A 16710-nucleotide genomic window follows, 5' to 3' on the forward strand; every position below is an offset into this window, starting at 1 on the left:
CCTTTCATGGCATCGGTCAGCTGAGGAGCGTGTAGTTCAGTTCTTCGCAGACCCGGCCCAGCGGGACGTCCAGCCCCGGATGGTCGAGGGGGAGCAGCACGTCGGGCGCGACCGGAAGCGAGTTCCCGGCTGGCGGGTCCCACAGCGCGAGCGCGGGGCCGCCGGAGTCCATGGACGACCGGTACCAGACACCGTCGAGGTCGCCGAACGCGGCGCGGATGGCGCGGGCCCAGGCCTGGGTGATCTTCTTCGGGCCGCTGGAGATCTCCTGCGAGGCGCCGACGCGGGTCGGCCACAGGCCGGCGAGGTCGAGCAGCCGCAGCGTGCGGGTCGGCCGGACGACCACCAGCCGGGGGCCGCGGGATTTGCGGTCGACCGTCGACGTGGTCTGGAAGACCTCCGCGATGCTGGTGCGCACGGTGAGCCCGAAGTACAGGACGCCGTTGCCGGGGTCGGTGACCGGGCGACCGCCGCGACCGGGGGTCTGCGGGTCGAAGCGGCCGTGCGGGAGCGGGCCGCTGTAGCGGAACGAATTCCACTGCTGGGGGTGGTTGCCGTGCGCGGTGAAGATCCTGACCAGCCTGGTGCCGGGGTGCACCGTCACCACGTCGTTGGTGCGGTGCAGCTCCTTGACCAGGACAGAGCGTGCGGGCGGCAGGGGGAGCCGGGCCATACCTCGGGAGTCGTCCGTCCTTGTCGGGTGATCTTGCTCGGTGGGGTCAGCCTACGGCCTACCCCCGACTGAAATTCCGTCGTCGGGCAAAGATCTCAGAACGGCGAGCCCAGCGTGGCCACCAGTCTCGCGACGTGTTCGGGATCGCCGCCCGAAAGGAGCCATTGGCGCGGGGTGGCGGGATGCTCGTTGATCACCAAGTCGGCCTGCGGGGTGCTCATGAACGCGGCGACGACGAGGGCGGGCTGGTCCTCGGGGACGGCACGCAGCACGACCTCCAGGCCGGGCAGCACCCCGGAGCCGGCGAACTGCCAGGCAGGCAACCGCCAGCCCTGGTCCTTCCAGCCGGTGAGCCTGCCCTCCTTCAGGCGGTGCCGGATACGGCTGTCGTCCACGCCCAGCGTTTTCGCCGCTTCCAGCACGCTGAGCGCCGAATCGGCGAGCACGGCGTGCGCGGCGACCGTCCGGGCACGGAAGTCCGGCTCGTCCTCGCCACGAGGGGAGAGGTCCAGGCCGACGTCGGTGAGCGCGGCTCGCTGGTCCGCCGAGAAGTAGTGCGACGGGTCGGGGTTCGGTGGGGTCAGCCTCCGCGCCGCGTCCTCGACGAGGTTCAGGAACTCGTTGGCGTCGACCTTCAGGCCCGCCTTGGCGAGAACGTTCTCGAGCGCTATCGACATAGCGCCTAGGGTAACGCGTCTGTGCGGGTTCGTGCGGTCTCATCTCGATTTCGTGGGTGAATTCACCAGAGATGAACACAGAGCGCACGGAATCAAACACGTGCAGTAGGGAATATCGCCATAGTGTGCCCGGAACGGGCGAGCTTGTCCAGGACTTCGGCTTGACAGGTCGTAAGCGGGAATTTACCGTCCGAAAGGTAAACGATTTCTTCCCACCGCTTCGGAGAACCCGGCTGGTGTGGGGCCGGCTTGGGGGAACAAGGGGGTGGGGCGTTCCTGGGCGGCCGGTGCGAACCGGTCGCCCAGGCACGTCGTGCACCCGGGTCAGTCGCGACGTGAGCTCCGGCGCACGATCAGCTTCGCCTGCAGAGTGGTCGTCGTGGCCTTGCGCGTGCTGTCGCCGATGCGGGCGAGCAGCAGTTCGGCGGCGACCCGTCCCACCTCGTTCGCGGGCTGCGCGACCACCGTCAGCGGAGGATCGATCAGCGTCGTCCACGGCGCGTCGTCGAACGACACGATCCCGACGTCCTGTCCCGATCGCAGACCGCGTGAAGCCAGTGCCTCCAGGACGCCGATCGCCATCGTGCTGTTGCCGACCAGCAGCGCGTCCGGCGGCTCGGGCTCGTCGAGCAGGCTGAGTGCGGCGAGTCTGCCGCCCTCGGCGCGGAACTCGGCCCGCCGGGTGAGCGCGTTCCCCTCGCCGACGGCGTCGGTGTAGCCGGCCAGCCGATCCTCGGCCGTGCGCACCCCGGGCGGGCCGCTGACGCAGGCGACCCGCCGGTAGCCGCCGTCGAGCAGATGCCGGGTCGCGTCGCGGGCGGCGAGCCGGGTGTCGACCAGCACCTGGTCGCCGGTGTTCTTCAGCAGCGGCCGGTCGACGGCGACCACGGGCGTGCCGCGTTCGGTCAGCCGGTCGACGTTGGTGGCCCGGCCGGTGGGGGAGAGCACCACGCCGGCGACCCGCTCCTGGAGGGCGACGTCGATGTAGCGCCGCTCCTTCTCCTCGTTGTCGTCCGCGTTGCACAACACCACCGAGTAGCCCGCGGTCTGCGCGATGTCCTCCACGCCCCGGGCGATCGCGGTGAAGAAGGGGTTCTCCACGTCGGAGATGATGAGCGCGAGGACCGCGGTCTCCTGACGGCGCAGATTCCTCGCGAGACCGTTCGGGTGATAGCCCAATTCCGCGGCGGCGGCCTGCACCCGTGCCGCGAGTACCGGGTCCACAGTGGACTTCCCGTTGAGCGTCCTCGACACGGTCGCCGTCGAAACCCCGGCCTTCGCCGCCACGTCGTTGATGGTGGCCACCGTGACCTCCCCTTCTGCAGGTGTATTGACACCTTCGCACGGGAAGAATAGCTTGACCGACAATCGTTACCATCCGCTGATCGCGCTACTCGCGCGGAGAAGTTCGGAGGGGTCGTGGGGGAACCGGGCCTGGTGCTCGGCATCGACATCGGCACTTCGAGTTCCAAAGGTGTCCTCGTCGATTCCCGGGGCGCCGTGGTGGCGCGGGCATCTCGGCCGCACGCGACCTCCCGGCCCCGCCCCGGCTGGTTCGAACACGACGCCGAAACCGTGTGGTGGCAAGACTTCCTCGCGCTGGCGAGGGAGCTTTCGGCGAGCGCGGAGGATCATCCCATCATCGGGGTGTCGGTCAGCGGGATCGGGCCGGTGCTGTTACCCGCCGACGCTTCCGGGAAACCGTTGCGCCCCGCGATCCTTTACGGCGTCGACACCCGCGCATTCGACGAAATCCGTGAATTGAACCGGGAATTCGGCGAAGAATCCATTGTGGAACGCGGAGGGAGCGCGCTCGGCTCGCAGGCCATCGGGCCGAAATGGCGCTGGCTGGCCAAGAACGAGCCAGACGTGTTCGAACGGGCGAAGCTCTTCTTGATGGCGAGTTCGTTCCTTGTCCTGCGCCTGACCGGTGAATACGTCCTCGACCACCATTCCGCGAGCCAATGCGATCCGATGTACGACCTGCGCGAGGCCCGCTGGGCGGCCGACCGGGTCGCCGCGATCGCCCCCGGCGTCGACCTGCCCAAGCTCGCGTGGCCGACCGAGGTGGTCGGCTCGGTCACCGCCGAGGCGGCCGCGGAAACCGGCCTGCCGCAAGGGATCCCGGTGACGGCGGGCACGGTGGACGCCTGGGCCGAGGCGACCAGCGTCGGGGTCACCGCGCCCGGGGACACGATGCTCATGTACGGCACCACGATGTTCCTGGTCCAGATGCTCGCCGATCCGCGCCCCGGCCAGGGGTTGTGGACGACGCGAGGCGCTTTTCCCGGTACCTATTCGCTCGCGGCGGGGATGGCGACGTCCGGTGCGATCACCGACTGGCTACGGGAGCTCGTCGGTGGCGAGTTCGGCGACCTGGCCGCGGCGGCGGGCGAGGTTCCGGCGGGCAGCCGCGGATTGCTGATGCTGCCTTACTTCGCGGGAGAACGGACACCGGTGCCGGATCCGGACGCAAGGGGCATAATCGCCGGGCTCACCACTTCCCACGATCGTGCCGAGCTGTACCGCGCGGCGTTGGAGGGAACGGCGTACGGGGTGCGGCACAACCTGGAAGCCATGCGGGAGGCCGGTGGCGGCACGGGCCGCTTCGTCGCCGTCGGCGGTGGGACACAAGGCGGTGTGTGGACGCGGATCGTCAGCGACGTCGCTCGGATCGACCAGGAGATCCCCGCGGAAACCATCGGTGCCGCGTTCGGGAACGCCGTTCTCGCGTCCGTCGCCCTGGGCCGGGAGCCGGATATCGAAGCCTGGAACCCCGTCGCCGAAATCGTCCGTCCGAGCGCGGACGCCGATGTCTACGACGAGTTCTACCCGCATTACCGCGCGCTGTATCAGTCCACAGTGGACATCGCTCACTTCCTGGCGCGGAAGAACTCGCTCGCCTTCAGTCCGGAGAACTCCCGGCAATCCCGGCTCAAGTGAGCTTGATCGGCGTAGCCCGCCGAGAACGCCAGCGAAGCGAGATCCGGCGCTGATCCCGCGAGGCCGATGGCGCGCTGGAACCGGCTGACCCGCAGGTAGGTCGCCGGACCGTAGCCCACCGCGAGGGTGAACCGCCGCCGCAGCTGCCGCTCCCCGGTGGCGAAGGGCTCCAACGCGGCGGACACCCTGGGTGGCCCGTCGTCCAGCCTGGCGATCAGCTCCGATACCTCCCTGTCGGTCCGGCCGGCACGGCGCCGCGCGACGACGTCGGCCAGCGAAGCGGCGCCGGAGAGCACCTGCTCGGCCAGCAGTTCGCCTTCCCTGCCCCACAAGTCGGCGAGGGGGACACGCCGATCACGCAGCTCGTCGGCACCGAGCCCCAGGATCTCGCCCGCCCTGCCCGGGACGAACCGCACGCCACGCGCCCGTTCGCCGGTCTCCCAGGTCCAGGGTGCCGTGTCCGGCCCGGCGACGAAGACCTCGCCGCCGCATTCCACGAGGTCCACGCAGCAGTCGGGCACGATTCGCTTCGGCGCGCCGCCCGCTTCCTCCCACAGGCAGCGCACCACGTCGTCCAGGCCGGGCGCCGTCGTCTCCCGATACACGGTTGTCATGATGCCCCGGAGCCACGACAGAATCAGGCCGTGTCCGAAGCAGAGATCGATTCGCTGGCCTGGATCCACGTCCGCGACCACCGCCTCCTGTCGGTGCGGACCGAGGGCAAGGCCAAGTTCTACCTGCCAGGAGGCAAGCGAGAGCCGGGAGAGGGCGACGTCGCCGGGCTGTGCCGGGAGATTCGGGAGGAGCTCGGCGTCGAGCTCGACCCGCTGAGCTTCCGCTTCTTCGCGGTGCTGAACGAGCAGGCGGACGGCTACGCGGACGGACGCCGCGTCCGTATGACCTGTTACACCGCCGAGCATCGCGGGGAGCCCGTGCCCGGACGTGAGATCGCGGAGTCCGCCTGGTTGTCCTCGGCCGATGCCCACCTCTGCCCGCCGGCGGGCAGGCGGATGCTCGGGCTGCTCGCCGACGCGGGTCTCGTCGATTGACGCGGTGTCACTCAAAGTGAGCTATTCGGCTCACTGTGTTTACGCCGATCGCTCCATGACCAGGCACTCTCCACTCACTGGGACACCCAAAAGGGTGAATATCGGGTTTCTTCCCGATAACGGCTAACGCGGAGTCACCTTCGAGCGAGAAGTAGTCGACGCACTCGACGGAAGTGCGCTCGGACGAGAGAAGACCTCTCCATGGGTGTTCCCACCGCGACCCCTCCGGCATCGGCGCCGGAGCAGGGTGCCCCCGGCAGGCTGAAGCCGCTGGGGACCGTCGTGGTCGTGCTCGGGGTGGTGGCCGTCGCCGTCACTCTGACCGGTTACATGCTGCCGAAGGCCTCGCGCCCGGTGCAGAGCCCGCCCGCGCCGCGGGTCGAACAGGCCGCGGCCGCCGTGCGCACCGTGATCCACTCGGTCGTCTACGAACTTTCCGGCGCGAAGGGCGCCCAGAACGTCACCTATGTCGCGCAGGGTTCCGAGCTCCTGCAGAAGACCGACGTGCTGACGCCGTGGAGCACCACCTTCGAGCGCGAGAGCCAGGAAGGCCGCGACGAGTTCTACAGCCTCTCCGCGCAGGGTTCGGGAAGCGGCGCGCTGCGGTGCCGGATCCTCGTCGACGGCGAGGTCGTCAGCGACCGCACCGCCCCCGCCCCTGGCGCACCGGTGACCTGCACGTCCTGAGGCAGGATCATCCGGGTGACGGATGGTGCGATCGAGTTCGGCCCGGTGCTCGCCGTGGTCTTGGCCGTGCTGGCGATCTTCGGCGCGGCGGTGGTGCAGTTCGGGCGGCTGGGCCAGGGCAAGGCGGTGCTGTTCGCGGCCGCGCGCGCCGTCGTCCAGCTCGCCGCCGTGTCGCTGGTGATCGTCGGGATCCTGAAATCGGGCTGGCTGACCGGCGGTTTCGTGCTGCTGATGTTCACGATCGCGGCGGTCACCTCCGCACGCCGGATCGGCGTCGCGAAGGATCTCGCGTGGGTCGCGCTCGCCATCGCGTCCGGGGTCGTGCCGGTGCTGACGCTCGTGCTCGCGACCGGGGTGGTCCCGTGGCGGCCCATCGCCATCGTGCCGATCGCCGGGATCGTCATCGGCGGCGCGATGTCCGCGACCTCGCAGGCGGCGAGGCGGGCCCTGGACGAACTCGTGACCCGGCACGGCGAGTACGAAGCCGCGCTGGCACTGGGATTCCTTCCCCGTCCGGCCGCGCTGGAGATCTGCCGTCCCTCGGCGGGGCACGCGCTGATCCCCGCCCTCGACCAGACCCGGACCGTCGGCCTGGTGACCTTGCCCGGCGCCTACGTCGGTGTCCTCCTCGGTGGCGCCGGGCCGGTGCAGGCCGGGGTGACGCAGGTGCTCGTGCTGATCGGGCTGCTGGCCGCCGAGGCGGTCGCCGTCCTGGTCGTCGTGCACCTGGTCGCGGCGGGCCGGATCAGCCGAAAGGCGACTGAAGATGCGACGTGTCGTTGAACCGCCGCACCATCCAGTTCCCGCCCGACACCACCAGATGGGAGATCGAGCCGTTGTCCGCGCCGAGGAAGGCGAACCGGTTCTTCGCGCCGCTCGCCTGAGCGAAGACCTCGCCGATGACGCCGCCGTGGGTGAACACGGCGATCCTGCGGTCCGGGTTGGCCGCCGCGAGCCTGCCGATGGCCGCCTTGATCCGCCCGCCGAACGACTCCATCGTCTCCGCGCCGGGGATGACGTCCCAGCGCTGTTCGCGCCACAGCTCTTCGACGATCGGGTGACCTTCGTGGGTGTAGCGCCGGAAGAGGCCGTTTTCCCAGTCTCCGAGGTGGATCTCCCGCAGGTCCGGCTCGACCTCCGGGGTGAGCCCGAGCTTCGCCGCCAGCGGTGCCGCGGTCTGCGGCGTCCGGCGCAGCGTCGTCACGTACAGCGCGGAGATCCGCTCGTCCGCCAGGCGGCGGCCCACCCGCTCGGCGTGGTCCCTGCCCTCCGGCGCGAGATCCGGATCGGCCTGCCCGTCGACGAGTTCGAACGGGTTGTCGCCCTTCGCCGGAGCGGATTCACCGTGGCGGACAAGGAAGATCTCGGTCGCGCCCGGGGGAGGTGAGAACCGGTGCTGGCGGTATTCGACTTCCTGCTCAGGGGTACTCATACCCCGGACCCTACCCAGGTCGTGTCCGGTCTTCAGCCGAGCTGTTTGTCCACGAAACACCAGCGCCACGTCTCGCCGGGCTCGTGGCTGCGCATCACCGGATGCAGGGTGTCGTGGAAATGCTCGGTCGCGTGTTTGCCCGGCGACGAATCGCAGCAGGCGACGTTCCCGCATTTGACGCATTCGCGCAGATGCACCCAGGTCATCCCGTTCTCGACGCAGACCGCGCACACGTCGGGGGAGCTGGGCTCGACCGACGGCCAGTTCTTGGTCAGATGTTTGCAGGATCCCGCCGTCGCGGCGGGGGTGCGCAGTTCCCGATCGGAGTCCGGCACGGTCTCCTCCTCCCTGTCCAGCATGGATTCCTCGATGTCGAGGCGTTCGAGGATCCGGCGCAGGACATCATCATCGGCCATTCCGGAGTCGCGCGCCTCCAGGAACTTCTCCCGTTCGACTTCGAGCAGCCTCAGCCGCAGGCGCCGGTACGCGTCGCTCGGCGTCTCGGTCAGCGCGCTCTGCCTGCCGAGTTCCTCCCACGCCGAGTCCGAGCGGTGCTGGAGCCGGCTGCGCAGCCGTTCGACGATGTCTTCCGGATCCTCGGGGGTCCGGATCTTCTCCAGTTCTTCGAGCGCGGCCCTGGTCATGTCGTGGAGCACGGCCGCCTCCTGCAGCGCGTCCTCGGCCGGATCGGGCGGCGGCAGTTTCAGACGGCGGACCAGTACCGGCAGCGTCGTCCCGTGCAGCAGCAGTGTTCCCGCCACCACCACGAACGCGACCAGCACCAGCACGGCCCGCTGCGGGGTGTCCGCGGGCAGGACGAACGCCGCCGCGAGCGTGACGACGCCGCGCATCCCCGCCCAGGCGATCACGGCCGAGTACCGCCACGGCCAGGCGTGACGGCGGAACACCCGGCGCGCCAGGCCGATCCCCGCCATCCAGACGATCCGGGTGACGATCGTGGCGGCCAGCGTGGCGGCGCAGATCAGGACCAGTTCCAGCGCGGTCAGCCCGCTGTCGCCGACCTCGGTCATGATCCGGCGGACCTGCAGCCCGATCAGCAGGAAGACGATGTTCTCCAGCAGGAACTGGATGGTCTGCCAGTTCAGCCTGCTGGCCAGCCGCGAGCGGCCCGAAAGCATGCTCGGCGCCTTGTGCCCGAGGATCAGCCCCGCGACGACCACGGAGATCACGCCGGAACCGTGGATCGCCTCGGCGGCCAGATAGGCGACGAACGGCACCACCAGGGAAAGCGCGGTGTCGGTGACCGGATCCTCGAGCCGGGTGCGGATCAGCGCGGCGAGTGCGCCGACGGCGAACCCGATCACCAGGCCACCACCGGCGGCCAGCAGGAAATCGCCGCCGACCTGCAGCAGGCTCACCGAACCCGCGATGGCCGCGATGGCGGTCCGCAACGCGACCAGCGCGGCCGCGTCGTTGAACAGGCTTTCGCCCTCCAACAGCCGGGTCAGCTTGCGAGGCATCCCGACCTTGCGGGCGACGGCGGTGGCCGCGACCGCGTCCGGCGGCGCGACCACCGCGCCGATCGCGAGCCCGGCGGCCAGCGGCAGACCGGGGATCACCAGCCACGCCACGACCCCGACCGCGGCCGTGGTGAAGATGACGAGCCCCACCGACAACAGCAGGATCGGCCCGCGGTTGCGGCGGAAGTCGATGAGCGACGTGCGGATCGCGGTGGCGTACAGCAGCGGGGGTAACAGCCCCAGCAACACGACCTCCGGGTCCAGTTCGTACTCCGGGACGCCCGGCACGTACGAGGCGACGACCCCGACCGCGATCAGGCACAGCGGCGCCGACCAGTCGAGTTTCCGCGCCGCGGCGGTGACCAGGAGGACGGCCACCACCAGTGCCACGAGTTCTACCGCGATCTCCACGCCGCTCATCATCACCCGGGAGGCTCAGAGCGCGCGCACCGAGGCCCGGCTACCGCTCTTCGAAACGCACCAGATTGCCCGCCGGATCGCGGAAAGAGCAGTCGAAGGCGCCGTAGGACTGCCGGACCGGTTCCTGGACGACGTCGGCACCCGTCGCCTGGATCCGGTCGAAGGTGTCGATCAGGTCCGGCGTGGACAGCACGATGATCCCGTGGACGCCCTTGGCCATCAGTTCGGCGATCGTCGCGCGTTCCTCGTCGGTGAGCTCCTCGGCCGCGAGCGGCCGGAGCACGAGCGACGTCCCCGGCTGCCCCGGCGGGCCGACCGTGGCGTGGAGCGGGCCCTCGTCCCGCACTTCGAAGCCCAGGATGTCGCGATAGAAGGAAACCGAAGCCTCGAGATCGTCTGCGGGGAGGTAGGACGCCTGAATCGAGAGGGTCATACGACTCAAGGTAGGTCGGCGCGCGGCGGCGTCGCTTCTCGATTCCTGATCGGTCGCATGACCTGTTTGACGACGCAGCCGGGCATGCCCCGGCCGTCTTCCGCGGCCTGCTTGCGGTACGCGCTCGGCGAGATGCCGACCAGTTCGGAGAACCGCGTGCTGAACGTGCCCAGCGACGAGAAACCGACGTCGAAGCAGACCTCGGTGACCGACATGTCCCCGCGCCGCAACAGCATCATGGCCCGCTCGATCCGGCGGGTCATCAGGTAGCTGTAGGGCGATTCGCCGTACGCGGCCCGGAACTCGCGGCTCAGATGCCCGGCGGAGACGTGCACGCCGCGCGCCAGGGCTTCGACGTCCAAGGGCTGCGCGTAGTCGCGATCGATCCGGTCGCGGACGCGGCGCAGCATCGCGAGATCCCGCAGGCGCGGGTCGGGTTTGCCGGTCACCCGGAAAGCGTAACCCACGCCGGACGCCGAAAGGCCCCCTTCGCCGGGCGGCGAAGGGGGCCCTCTCAGGCGACTCCCGGACTAGAGCGTGATCTTGTCGACGTTGGGACCGCCGTTCGCCGTGGTGGCGACGGCCTTGATCTTGTTGGCTCCCGCCGCCAAGGTCACCTTGACGGTTCTCGTCGTCCAGTTCGGCCAGGCCCCGGTGCCGCCGAAGCCGACGCCCGACGCGCTGATCGAGCCGTTGACGGAGAAGTCGAGCGGCCGGTTCGCCGTCGTGCCGTTGGCGTACCGGACGACGACGTCGTAGGTGCCGGCGGAGGGCACGTTCACCGTCCACTCGACCGAGCTGCCAGCCACGTTGTCGTAGTTGACGAACCCGGTGCCGGTGAACCCGGCGTGGTTGGACTCCACCGCGCCCTGGTCGATCGTGGCGTCCTCGGCCTGGTAATCGACCGGGTCGCTCGGGCCGGAGCCGTCGGCCGGGACGGTCTGCGTCCCGGTGTTCCAGCCCGAGACCCGCACCGAAGGCTTGGAGCCCTTGAGGTCGGCCGTGCGGTACTTCGCGGTCAGCGTGGTCGTTTCACCCGGCCAGAGGCTCACCGCGTTGTCGTTCCACTCCACCGGCAGCACCGGCTTGCCCGCGGCGTCCACGACCTTCGAGTCGACGTAGAACGCCGGGAGCTTGCCGCCCGAGGTGTTCTTCAGCGTCACGGTGGTCGTGGTGGTGCCGTCGGCGCCGGCCACCGACTTCGCCGTCGCGCTGACGGCGGACTGGCCGAGGTTCTTCAGCCCGGTCAGATCGGCGTAGCCCGACTGGGGTGTGTAGTACCAGTCGCTGCCGCCCCAGTTCAGCGTGTCGGCCTTGGTGGAGAGCCAGTACACGTTGCGGCTGACCTCCTTGCCGGACGAGTCGGTGAGCACGAGTTTCGCGAGGTAGGTGCTCGACAGCCCGCTCACCGCCGGGACGGTGACCGCGGTGGCCTTGGCGCCCAGCGCGCCGACCGACAGCCCGGTCTTGGTGTTGCTGTACTTCTCGGTGCCGTCGAGGTTGTACAGCTTCGTGGTCGCCGTCAGCCCGCTCACCGCGTTCGACGTCTGGTTGATCACCACGACCGACCGATTGTCGTGCGAGTACTGGATGTGCAGCGGCTCGTTGGCCTTCTTCGCCCCGTAGTAGGCGCCGTTCTGGTCCATGTAGGCGTCGAACAGCTGCCAGTGCAGCGAGGTCCACGGGCTGTTGAGCATCCAGTAGATCAACCCGGTCGACGGGTTGGTCGAGTCGGTGTAGTTGCGCGAGTGCGACTCGAATTCGGCGCGGACGTTCTCGTACTGCGCGAGCTGCGCCTTCCGCACGAAGTCGTTCAGGTCCGCGGGCGCGCCATAGCGCTTGGTGAGCGCGTTGCCGAACAGCTTCAGGTTCCCGAAGGTCTCCGAGGACGAGCGGTGGTACTGCGCGGCCGACGGATCCTTCCACATCGTTTCCAGCTCAGCGGCCGACATCATCCGCTTCAACGTGTCCATCGTCGGGATGTCGACGCCCGCGCTGGTCTCGGAGTTGAAGCTCCACGCGCCGCCGCGCTCCTTTTGCGACTTGTCGTACCAGTAGACCGGCGGGACGTAGTCGTACGGACCGTTCATCTTCATCCCCGAAGCACCCGTGATCGGGGACGGCCGCTTCGACGCGGACGGGATGACCGGCGGCAGGAAGTCGGCGGCCTTCATCGCGTCGAGGTAGCCCTGCTCGATCCGCTTGTCCGGCGCGAAGTCGGAGCCGATGTGGAACGAGATGACGCTCGGGTGGTCACGCAGGCGCTCGGCCTCGGAGAACATAGACGCCTTGGCGATCGGGTAGTCCGACTCGACCCACGGCTCGCCCTTCTCTTCGCCGTTGACCTGGCCTTCCCACTTGTCGCAGCATTCCCAGCCGGGCATGGTCAGCACGCCGAGGTCGTCGGCGAGGTCGAAGAACTCGTCCGGCTCGATGTGGCCTTCCAGCCGGACGGTGTTGAGCCCGAGGTTCAGCACGTACTTGAGCTTGTCGGCCGCCGCGGTCTCGTTCCAGCGCAGGAACAGGTCCGGCGTGTAGCCGCCGCCGCGGATCAGCAGCGGTTTGCCGTTGACGCTGTACTGCCGCGCACCGCTGGAGTTCAGCGGCGCCTTGACGTCGCGGACACCGAACTTCGACTTCGAGGCGTCCGACGCCGTGCCGCCGACACTCGCGGTGAGGTCGAGTTCGTACCGGTGCTGTCCGCCCATTCCGGCGGGCCACCACAGGTTGGGCTTGTCGAGACCGACGATGGGGAAGGTGACGGTCTTGCGCTCCTTCGCGGCCAGCGAGACGGTCTGGCTGACCGGCTTGCCCGCGACCGTGCCGGCGACGGTGGTCTGCACCGCGCCCGCCGAGTCGTTGCGGACGTCGGCCTTCACCGTGAGGTCGGCGTGGTCGAGCGACGAGTTCAGCTTCTGGACGACGTGGGCGCTGCGCAGCGCGACCGGGCCGCCGCGCCGGACGAGGACGTCGCGCACGATGCCCATGTTCTGGTCCGGCGGGGTCTGCGCCCAGTCGATCCAGCCCATCGAGAGGTCGTTGTTGGGGTCGTTGGGGTAGACCTTGAACGCGACGCTGTTGACGCCCTGGCGCACGTGCTCGGTGATATCCAGGTCGTGGCGGGTGTAGGCGCCGTTGACCTGGTCCTTCGTCGCGATCCGGGTGCCGTTGACCCAGACGTCGGCCTTGGAGAGCACGCCGCTGAAGTCGAGGTACGTGCGCTTCGAGGTGTCCTCGACGTTCAGGTCCGTGCGGTACCACCACGGCACCGAGAACTGCGCGGTCGGGACGTTCTTCATGTTCGTCGAATAGAACGGGTCGGCGTACTTGCCGTTCTGCAGCAGTCCGGCGTAGACCGTCGAACGCGACGACACCGGGTACCAGCCGGCGGTGGGGAAGCCCGGCTTCGACACCGCCGAATCATCGCTGACCTGCGCCGAAGACTGGATCACGAAACCGGGGATCGGGGTGGCGTTGCCCGCGGCCGGCGGGACGGCCACCTCCGCGCCGGTTGCGACGGGAGCGGTGGTCACCCCGCAGACCGCGGCGGCCAGCGCGGTGACGGTCAAGGCCAGTAACGGGATCCGGGTTCTCTTCTGCCGAAAACTCACGAGCGCGCCTCCTCGGGCACACGGCGGCGGACCTGGGCGGAAATCGTTAAGAAAGTTCCCTAACAATGTTGGGGGAGATAGTAGCCGTCACTTCGCGCGGGGAACAGACCCTTGCACCGGGTTCGTCAGCGGTGGAAGCTCCGGCGGAGAGCGGCCGCGCGCAGGCAGAGCAGGAGCGGCAGGGACGCGTCGTCACGCAGCCTCGGCGGCAGCGAGGGCGCGTCGGCCAGGTCGGAGCCGCCGGAAAGATCCTCGCCGAGCGCGGCGAGGTCGACGTCGAGCATGGTCGTGCCCGCGCTGTACAGCTTCTCGGCGCCGCGCGTACGACGTGTCAGCAGGGTGGCGCTGTCCACGGACAGTTCGGTGATCCCCAGGAACTCCGGTTTCGCGCCGCGTTCCATCCAGCGCGCGAACCCGGTCAGCCTGGTGGAGGAGATCTCGCCGGGCAGGAGGCCGGTCTCCTCGCGAAGTTCCCGCTCCATCCCGGCGATCACCGCGGTGTGCAGCATCCGGCGGCGTCCACCGTCGGGGGTATCGAGATCCTGGGGTTCCAGCGAGCCGCTGCCCGACGGCGCGAGCAGCAGCGCGCTCGCGGAGTTCCGGCCGGACTGGCGCACCACGACCAGCTTGCCGTCGGAGGTGAACGCGATGGTCGAGACACCGACCAGATCGGCCAGTTCGCTGCTCGCCAGCGTGCGGAGGCTGCCCGACGAGTCGGCCAGTTCCTCGCGGCGGAGGTCGTACTCCTCGCCGGTGTCGGTCTTGGTGATCCGCAGGGTCGACAGTTCGTTGGAGCACACGGCGTCGAAGAACCGCGCTCGATGCAGCCGGATCGGGGCGGGCGCGGCGCCTGCGGCGGGAAGCGGTTCGCCGCGCATGCCGACGATGGCGCCGTTGAACAGCAGGCGACCCTTCGCGCGCAAGGGAAGGACGTGCGGCGCCGTCGCCTTGAGCTTGGGCGGCAGGCGGTACGGCTCCTCGGCGACGACGATCCGGAAGTTCCCCGCTGTCAGTGCTTCGTCGATCACGTCGCTGACCAGCGCCGTTCCCCGCGCCGGTACGGAGAGGTAGGCCGCCCCAGGGTAGGCGGGCGGGGGCGGAAGTTCGGCGGTGGGGAAGGGGGCGGCGATCGCGCTGAACTCGTACCCGGCCCAGCGCGCCCGAAGCAGCCGGAGATCCCGCACGAACGTGGTGGTGCCCAAAGCCAAGGCCAGCACGGAAAGCGCGATACCGAAGGCACTGGGCAGGATCGTCGCCACCCCGAGGACGACGCCGACCCCGGACGCCGCGACGGGCCACTCGCGTGCGGCCGAGTAGGCGAAGTGGTCGGCCTTCGCCCTCGCCCGGCGGGTCAGTTTTCCCATCGCCACCTTGTTTATCACGGGAAGGTTGGGCGAAGTGGGGCTTTAGCGGACAGGCGCCACGTAGTGCCATTGCCCGTCGACGCGGACGAAGTGGCTGTTCTCGTGCATGCTGTCCGCCCGGCGATCCTGGCGGTAGTGGGCCCGGAACTCCACGGTGCCCTCGTTCTCCAGCAGTCCGCCGCCGGTCTTGCCGAGGATCTCCAGGAACGTCCAGCGCTGCCCCGGGTCGAGTTCGAGATCGGCGGGCCGCGTCTTCGGATGCCAGGTCTTCGTGAGGTACGCGGTGTCGCCGACGGCGAACGCGCTGAACCGCGATCGCATCAGGAGTTCGGCGGTCGGCGCGGTCGCGTCACCCCGGTGGAAGCGGCCGCAGCAAACGCTGTAGGGCTCGCCAAGACCGCAGGGGCAACGGGAATCGTCGGTGATCACAGGCACGCCGCCGATTGTGTCATCGTGCCGTCGCGATGCTTTCGAGGTCCCGGGCCTGCTTGAGCCACCCGGTGAACAGGTCGGCGTCGATGTCGCCGACCGAGCGCAGCTTGACGTGCGCCATCTCCCGCGCGCTCGGCTCCAGCCTGCCGGACTCGTCGTCGACGAGCTGCCCCTTCCAGAGCGCGAAAGTGACGTACGACGAGTACGCCTTCATCAGGCAGACGAGGTTCTTGCCGACGGCTTCGCCGGCGCTCCAGGTGGGGGAGGCGTGGTACATCGCCTCGATGGAGCCCGGCAGGGCGGCGTTGACGATCGGCCGCAGCGCGACGGCGACTTCACGCAGGTTCTCGGGCAGAGCGGCGATGTAGTCGTCGACGTTCGCGAACTTGGCCATGACTGGATCCCTTCGGTCGGTGTGCTGCGCTCAGCAAACCGTCCGAAGGGTCAAGTTGTCAAGACAAAAAAATTAGTCGGTGGGTTTGAACGTCTGACCTCGCGTTTCCAGGGCTTCGCGGATGATGCGGAGCGCTTTGGGGCCGACGCCGTGCAGGCTCGCGAGCTCGGCTTCGGTGGCGCGGGTGAAGTGCTCCAGCCGGGTGTAGCCGGCGCCGGTGAAGGCGCGCGTCGCCGGTTTGCCGATGCCGGACGGCAGGTCGGTTTGTTCGTCCATGGGTCCTCTTCGGTCAGTGGCCGGTTCTGGGCGCCTCCATTGTGGATCGCCGGTGGCGGGTCAGGGCGCGGGGAACTCGACGGCGACCTCGACCGCGGTCTCCAGCGTCGTTTCGCTCGGCCGCCCGGTCGCGGGGGCCGCTTCGGCGATCACGACGAGCTTCTTGGCCAGTCGGGAGTCGTAGTTCTCGCCGGTGAATCGGCTACCGGGCGGAGCTTCGCCGAAGAGGAGGACGTTGCCGGTGCCGTCCTTGTCGATGAGCCGCTTCAGGTCGCTCGCCTCGCCCGCCTTCGGCATCTTCACCCACGCGACGGAGACGTCGATGGTGTTGCCGGCGCCGTCGTCGACGGTGACCAGCATGCGGTCGAGATCGACGCAAGGGTGGCGCAGGAGGAAACGCTGGACCTCGCCGAAGGAATGCGGTCCGCATTTGAGTTCCCGTTTGGCTTGCTTTTTGAGCCCGCGCCAGCCCAGGCGTTGCCAGGCTTCGGAATGGCGGCCCTTTTGTGCGGACTTCTTGCTGGAGATTTTGCCTTTGAGGGCTTGGCTCGCGGCGGAATCGAGGGAGGTGGCGGCGCCTCCGCCGATGCCGTTGGTGGCGGCCACGACCACTCCCGTCGTGACCAGCGCGCCCGCACCGTACTTGTATTTGATCCAGCGGCCGTCCGGGCCGCGCGGTTGATTCACCATGATATGTTCCGTTCCCTCCCAAGTCCGGAATGGACGATCTTGCTCCGGGCTTTGCGGAAGAGCCGAGAAGTAGTGCGTCAATACGCCCGAATGGCGCAGTCGGGGCGTCGGGTTTTCGCCGGTACCGAACAGTTCCAGGCGTGATGAC

General features: G+C 68.9%; 18 protein-coding genes. 4 read left to right on the forward strand and 14 right to left on the reverse strand.

Going from position 1 to position 16710, the window contains the following annotated elements; translation table 11 throughout:
• Positions 1-16: 16 nt before the first annotated feature.
• The 3 genes from AJAP_RS13650 to AJAP_RS13660 all read right to left on the reverse strand — a co-directional run bounded on the left by AJAP_RS13650 (position 17) and on the right by AJAP_RS13660 (position 2655).
• Entirely contained in the window at positions 17-673 is a 657-nt protein-coding gene (locus AJAP_RS13650) for an RES family NAD+ phosphorylase (RefSeq protein WP_007028108.1), read from the reverse strand.
• Positions 674-768: 95 nt separating this feature from the next.
• A complete protein-coding gene (locus AJAP_RS13655) occupies positions 769-1350 on the reverse strand; it encodes a hypothetical protein (protein WP_037345518.1) in 582 nt (193 codons plus the stop codon).
• A 324-nt stretch (positions 1351-1674) separates the two neighbouring features.
• Complete coding sequence (locus AJAP_RS13660; RefSeq protein WP_038511357.1) at positions 1675-2655, reverse strand: LacI family DNA-binding transcriptional regulator; 981 nt, start codon at positions 2653-2655, stop codon at positions 1675-1677.
• A 114-nt stretch (positions 2656-2769) separates the two neighbouring features.
• Here AJAP_RS13660 and AJAP_RS13665 point away from each other — a divergent pair, with 114 nt between their 5' ends.
• A complete protein-coding gene (locus AJAP_RS13665; RefSeq protein ID WP_038511359.1) occupies positions 2770-4293 on the forward strand; it encodes an FGGY-family carbohydrate kinase in 1524 nt (507 codons plus the stop codon).
• On the opposite strand, the gene AJAP_RS13670 is transcribed toward AJAP_RS13665, so the two are convergent.
• Positions 4224-4907, reverse strand: coding sequence for a helix-turn-helix domain-containing protein (locus tag AJAP_RS13670; protein WP_063777803.1), 684 nt, complete (start codon positions 4905-4907; stop codon positions 4224-4226). The two genes, AJAP_RS13665 and AJAP_RS13670, sit on opposite strands and share 70 nt — an antisense overlap.
• A gap of 30 nt (positions 4908-4937) precedes the next feature.
• Between AJAP_RS13670 and AJAP_RS13675 the strand changes: the two genes are divergently transcribed.
• The 3 genes from AJAP_RS13675 (at position 4938) to AJAP_RS13685 (ending at position 6812) form a co-directional block, all read left to right on the forward strand.
• Positions 4938-5342, forward strand: a complete 405-nt coding sequence (locus AJAP_RS13675) for an NUDIX hydrolase (RefSeq protein WP_051972443.1) — start codon at positions 4938-4940, stop codon at positions 5340-5342.
• A 201-nt stretch (positions 5343-5543) separates the two neighbouring features.
• Positions 5544-6029 (forward strand): MmpS family transport accessory protein, encoded by a 486-nt coding sequence (locus tag AJAP_RS13680; RefSeq protein WP_038511364.1) that lies wholly within the window; start codon positions 5544-5546, stop codon positions 6027-6029.
• A gap of 15 nt (positions 6030-6044) precedes the next feature.
• The gene (locus AJAP_RS13685) at positions 6045-6812 is read left to right on the forward strand and encodes an ABC transporter permease (RefSeq protein ID WP_038511366.1); all 768 of its coding nucleotides are present in this window, start codon (positions 6045-6047) and stop codon (positions 6810-6812) included.
• Here AJAP_RS13685 and AJAP_RS13690 read toward each other — a convergent pair.
• The 10 genes from AJAP_RS13690 to AJAP_RS13735 all read right to left on the reverse strand — a co-directional run bounded on the left by AJAP_RS13690 (position 6775) and on the right by AJAP_RS13735 (position 16562).
• Positions 6775-7461 (reverse strand): histidine phosphatase family protein, encoded by a 687-nt coding sequence (locus tag AJAP_RS13690; RefSeq protein WP_038511368.1) that lies wholly within the window; start codon positions 7459-7461, stop codon positions 6775-6777. The genes AJAP_RS13685 and AJAP_RS13690 overlap by 38 nt on opposite strands.
• Before the next feature lie 32 nt (positions 7462-7493).
• Complete coding sequence (locus tag AJAP_RS13695; RefSeq protein WP_083650158.1) at positions 7494-9362, reverse strand: Na+/H+ antiporter; 1869 nt, start codon at positions 9360-9362, stop codon at positions 7494-7496.
• Between the two features lie 40 nt (positions 9363-9402).
• Positions 9403-9795: a VOC family protein gene (locus tag AJAP_RS13700; RefSeq protein WP_038511371.1), complete on the reverse strand. Its 393-nt coding sequence runs from the start codon at positions 9793-9795 to the stop codon at positions 9403-9405.
• Between the two features lie 5 nt (positions 9796-9800).
• Positions 9801-10205, reverse strand: coding sequence for a helix-turn-helix transcriptional regulator (locus AJAP_RS13705; RefSeq protein WP_198941864.1), 405 nt, complete (start codon positions 10203-10205; stop codon positions 9801-9803).
• A 120-nt stretch (positions 10206-10325) separates the two neighbouring features.
• A complete protein-coding gene (locus tag AJAP_RS13710; protein WP_051972444.1) occupies positions 10326-13406 on the reverse strand; it encodes a glycosyl hydrolase 2 galactose-binding domain-containing protein in 3081 nt (1026 codons plus the stop codon).
• A gap of 125 nt (positions 13407-13531) precedes the next feature.
• On the reverse strand, positions 13532-14770 hold the full coding sequence (locus AJAP_RS13715; protein WP_038511373.1) for a hypothetical protein: 1239 nt from the start codon (positions 14768-14770) through the stop codon (positions 13532-13534).
• 42 nt (positions 14771-14812) lie between these two features.
• The gene (locus AJAP_RS13720; protein ID WP_038511376.1) at positions 14813-15199 is read right to left on the reverse strand and encodes a YchJ family protein; all 387 of its coding nucleotides are present in this window, start codon (positions 15197-15199) and stop codon (positions 14813-14815) included.
• Positions 15200-15218: 19 nt separating this feature from the next.
• Positions 15219-15596, reverse strand: a complete 378-nt coding sequence (locus AJAP_RS13725) for a DUF1801 domain-containing protein (RefSeq protein ID WP_038511378.1) — start codon at positions 15594-15596, stop codon at positions 15219-15221.
• Between the two features lie 72 nt (positions 15597-15668).
• Positions 15669-15872, reverse strand: a complete 204-nt coding sequence (locus tag AJAP_RS13730; RefSeq protein ID WP_038511380.1) for a helix-hairpin-helix domain-containing protein — start codon at positions 15870-15872, stop codon at positions 15669-15671.
• A 60-nt stretch (positions 15873-15932) separates the two neighbouring features.
• A complete protein-coding gene (locus AJAP_RS13735) occupies positions 15933-16562 on the reverse strand; it encodes a hypothetical protein (protein ID WP_038511383.1) in 630 nt (209 codons plus the stop codon).
• Between the last annotated feature and the right edge of the window lie 148 nt (positions 16563-16710).

Source organism: Amycolatopsis japonica (assembly GCF_000732925.1).
Classification (GTDB): Bacteria; Actinomycetota; Actinomycetes; order Mycobacteriales; family Pseudonocardiaceae; genus Amycolatopsis; species Amycolatopsis japonica.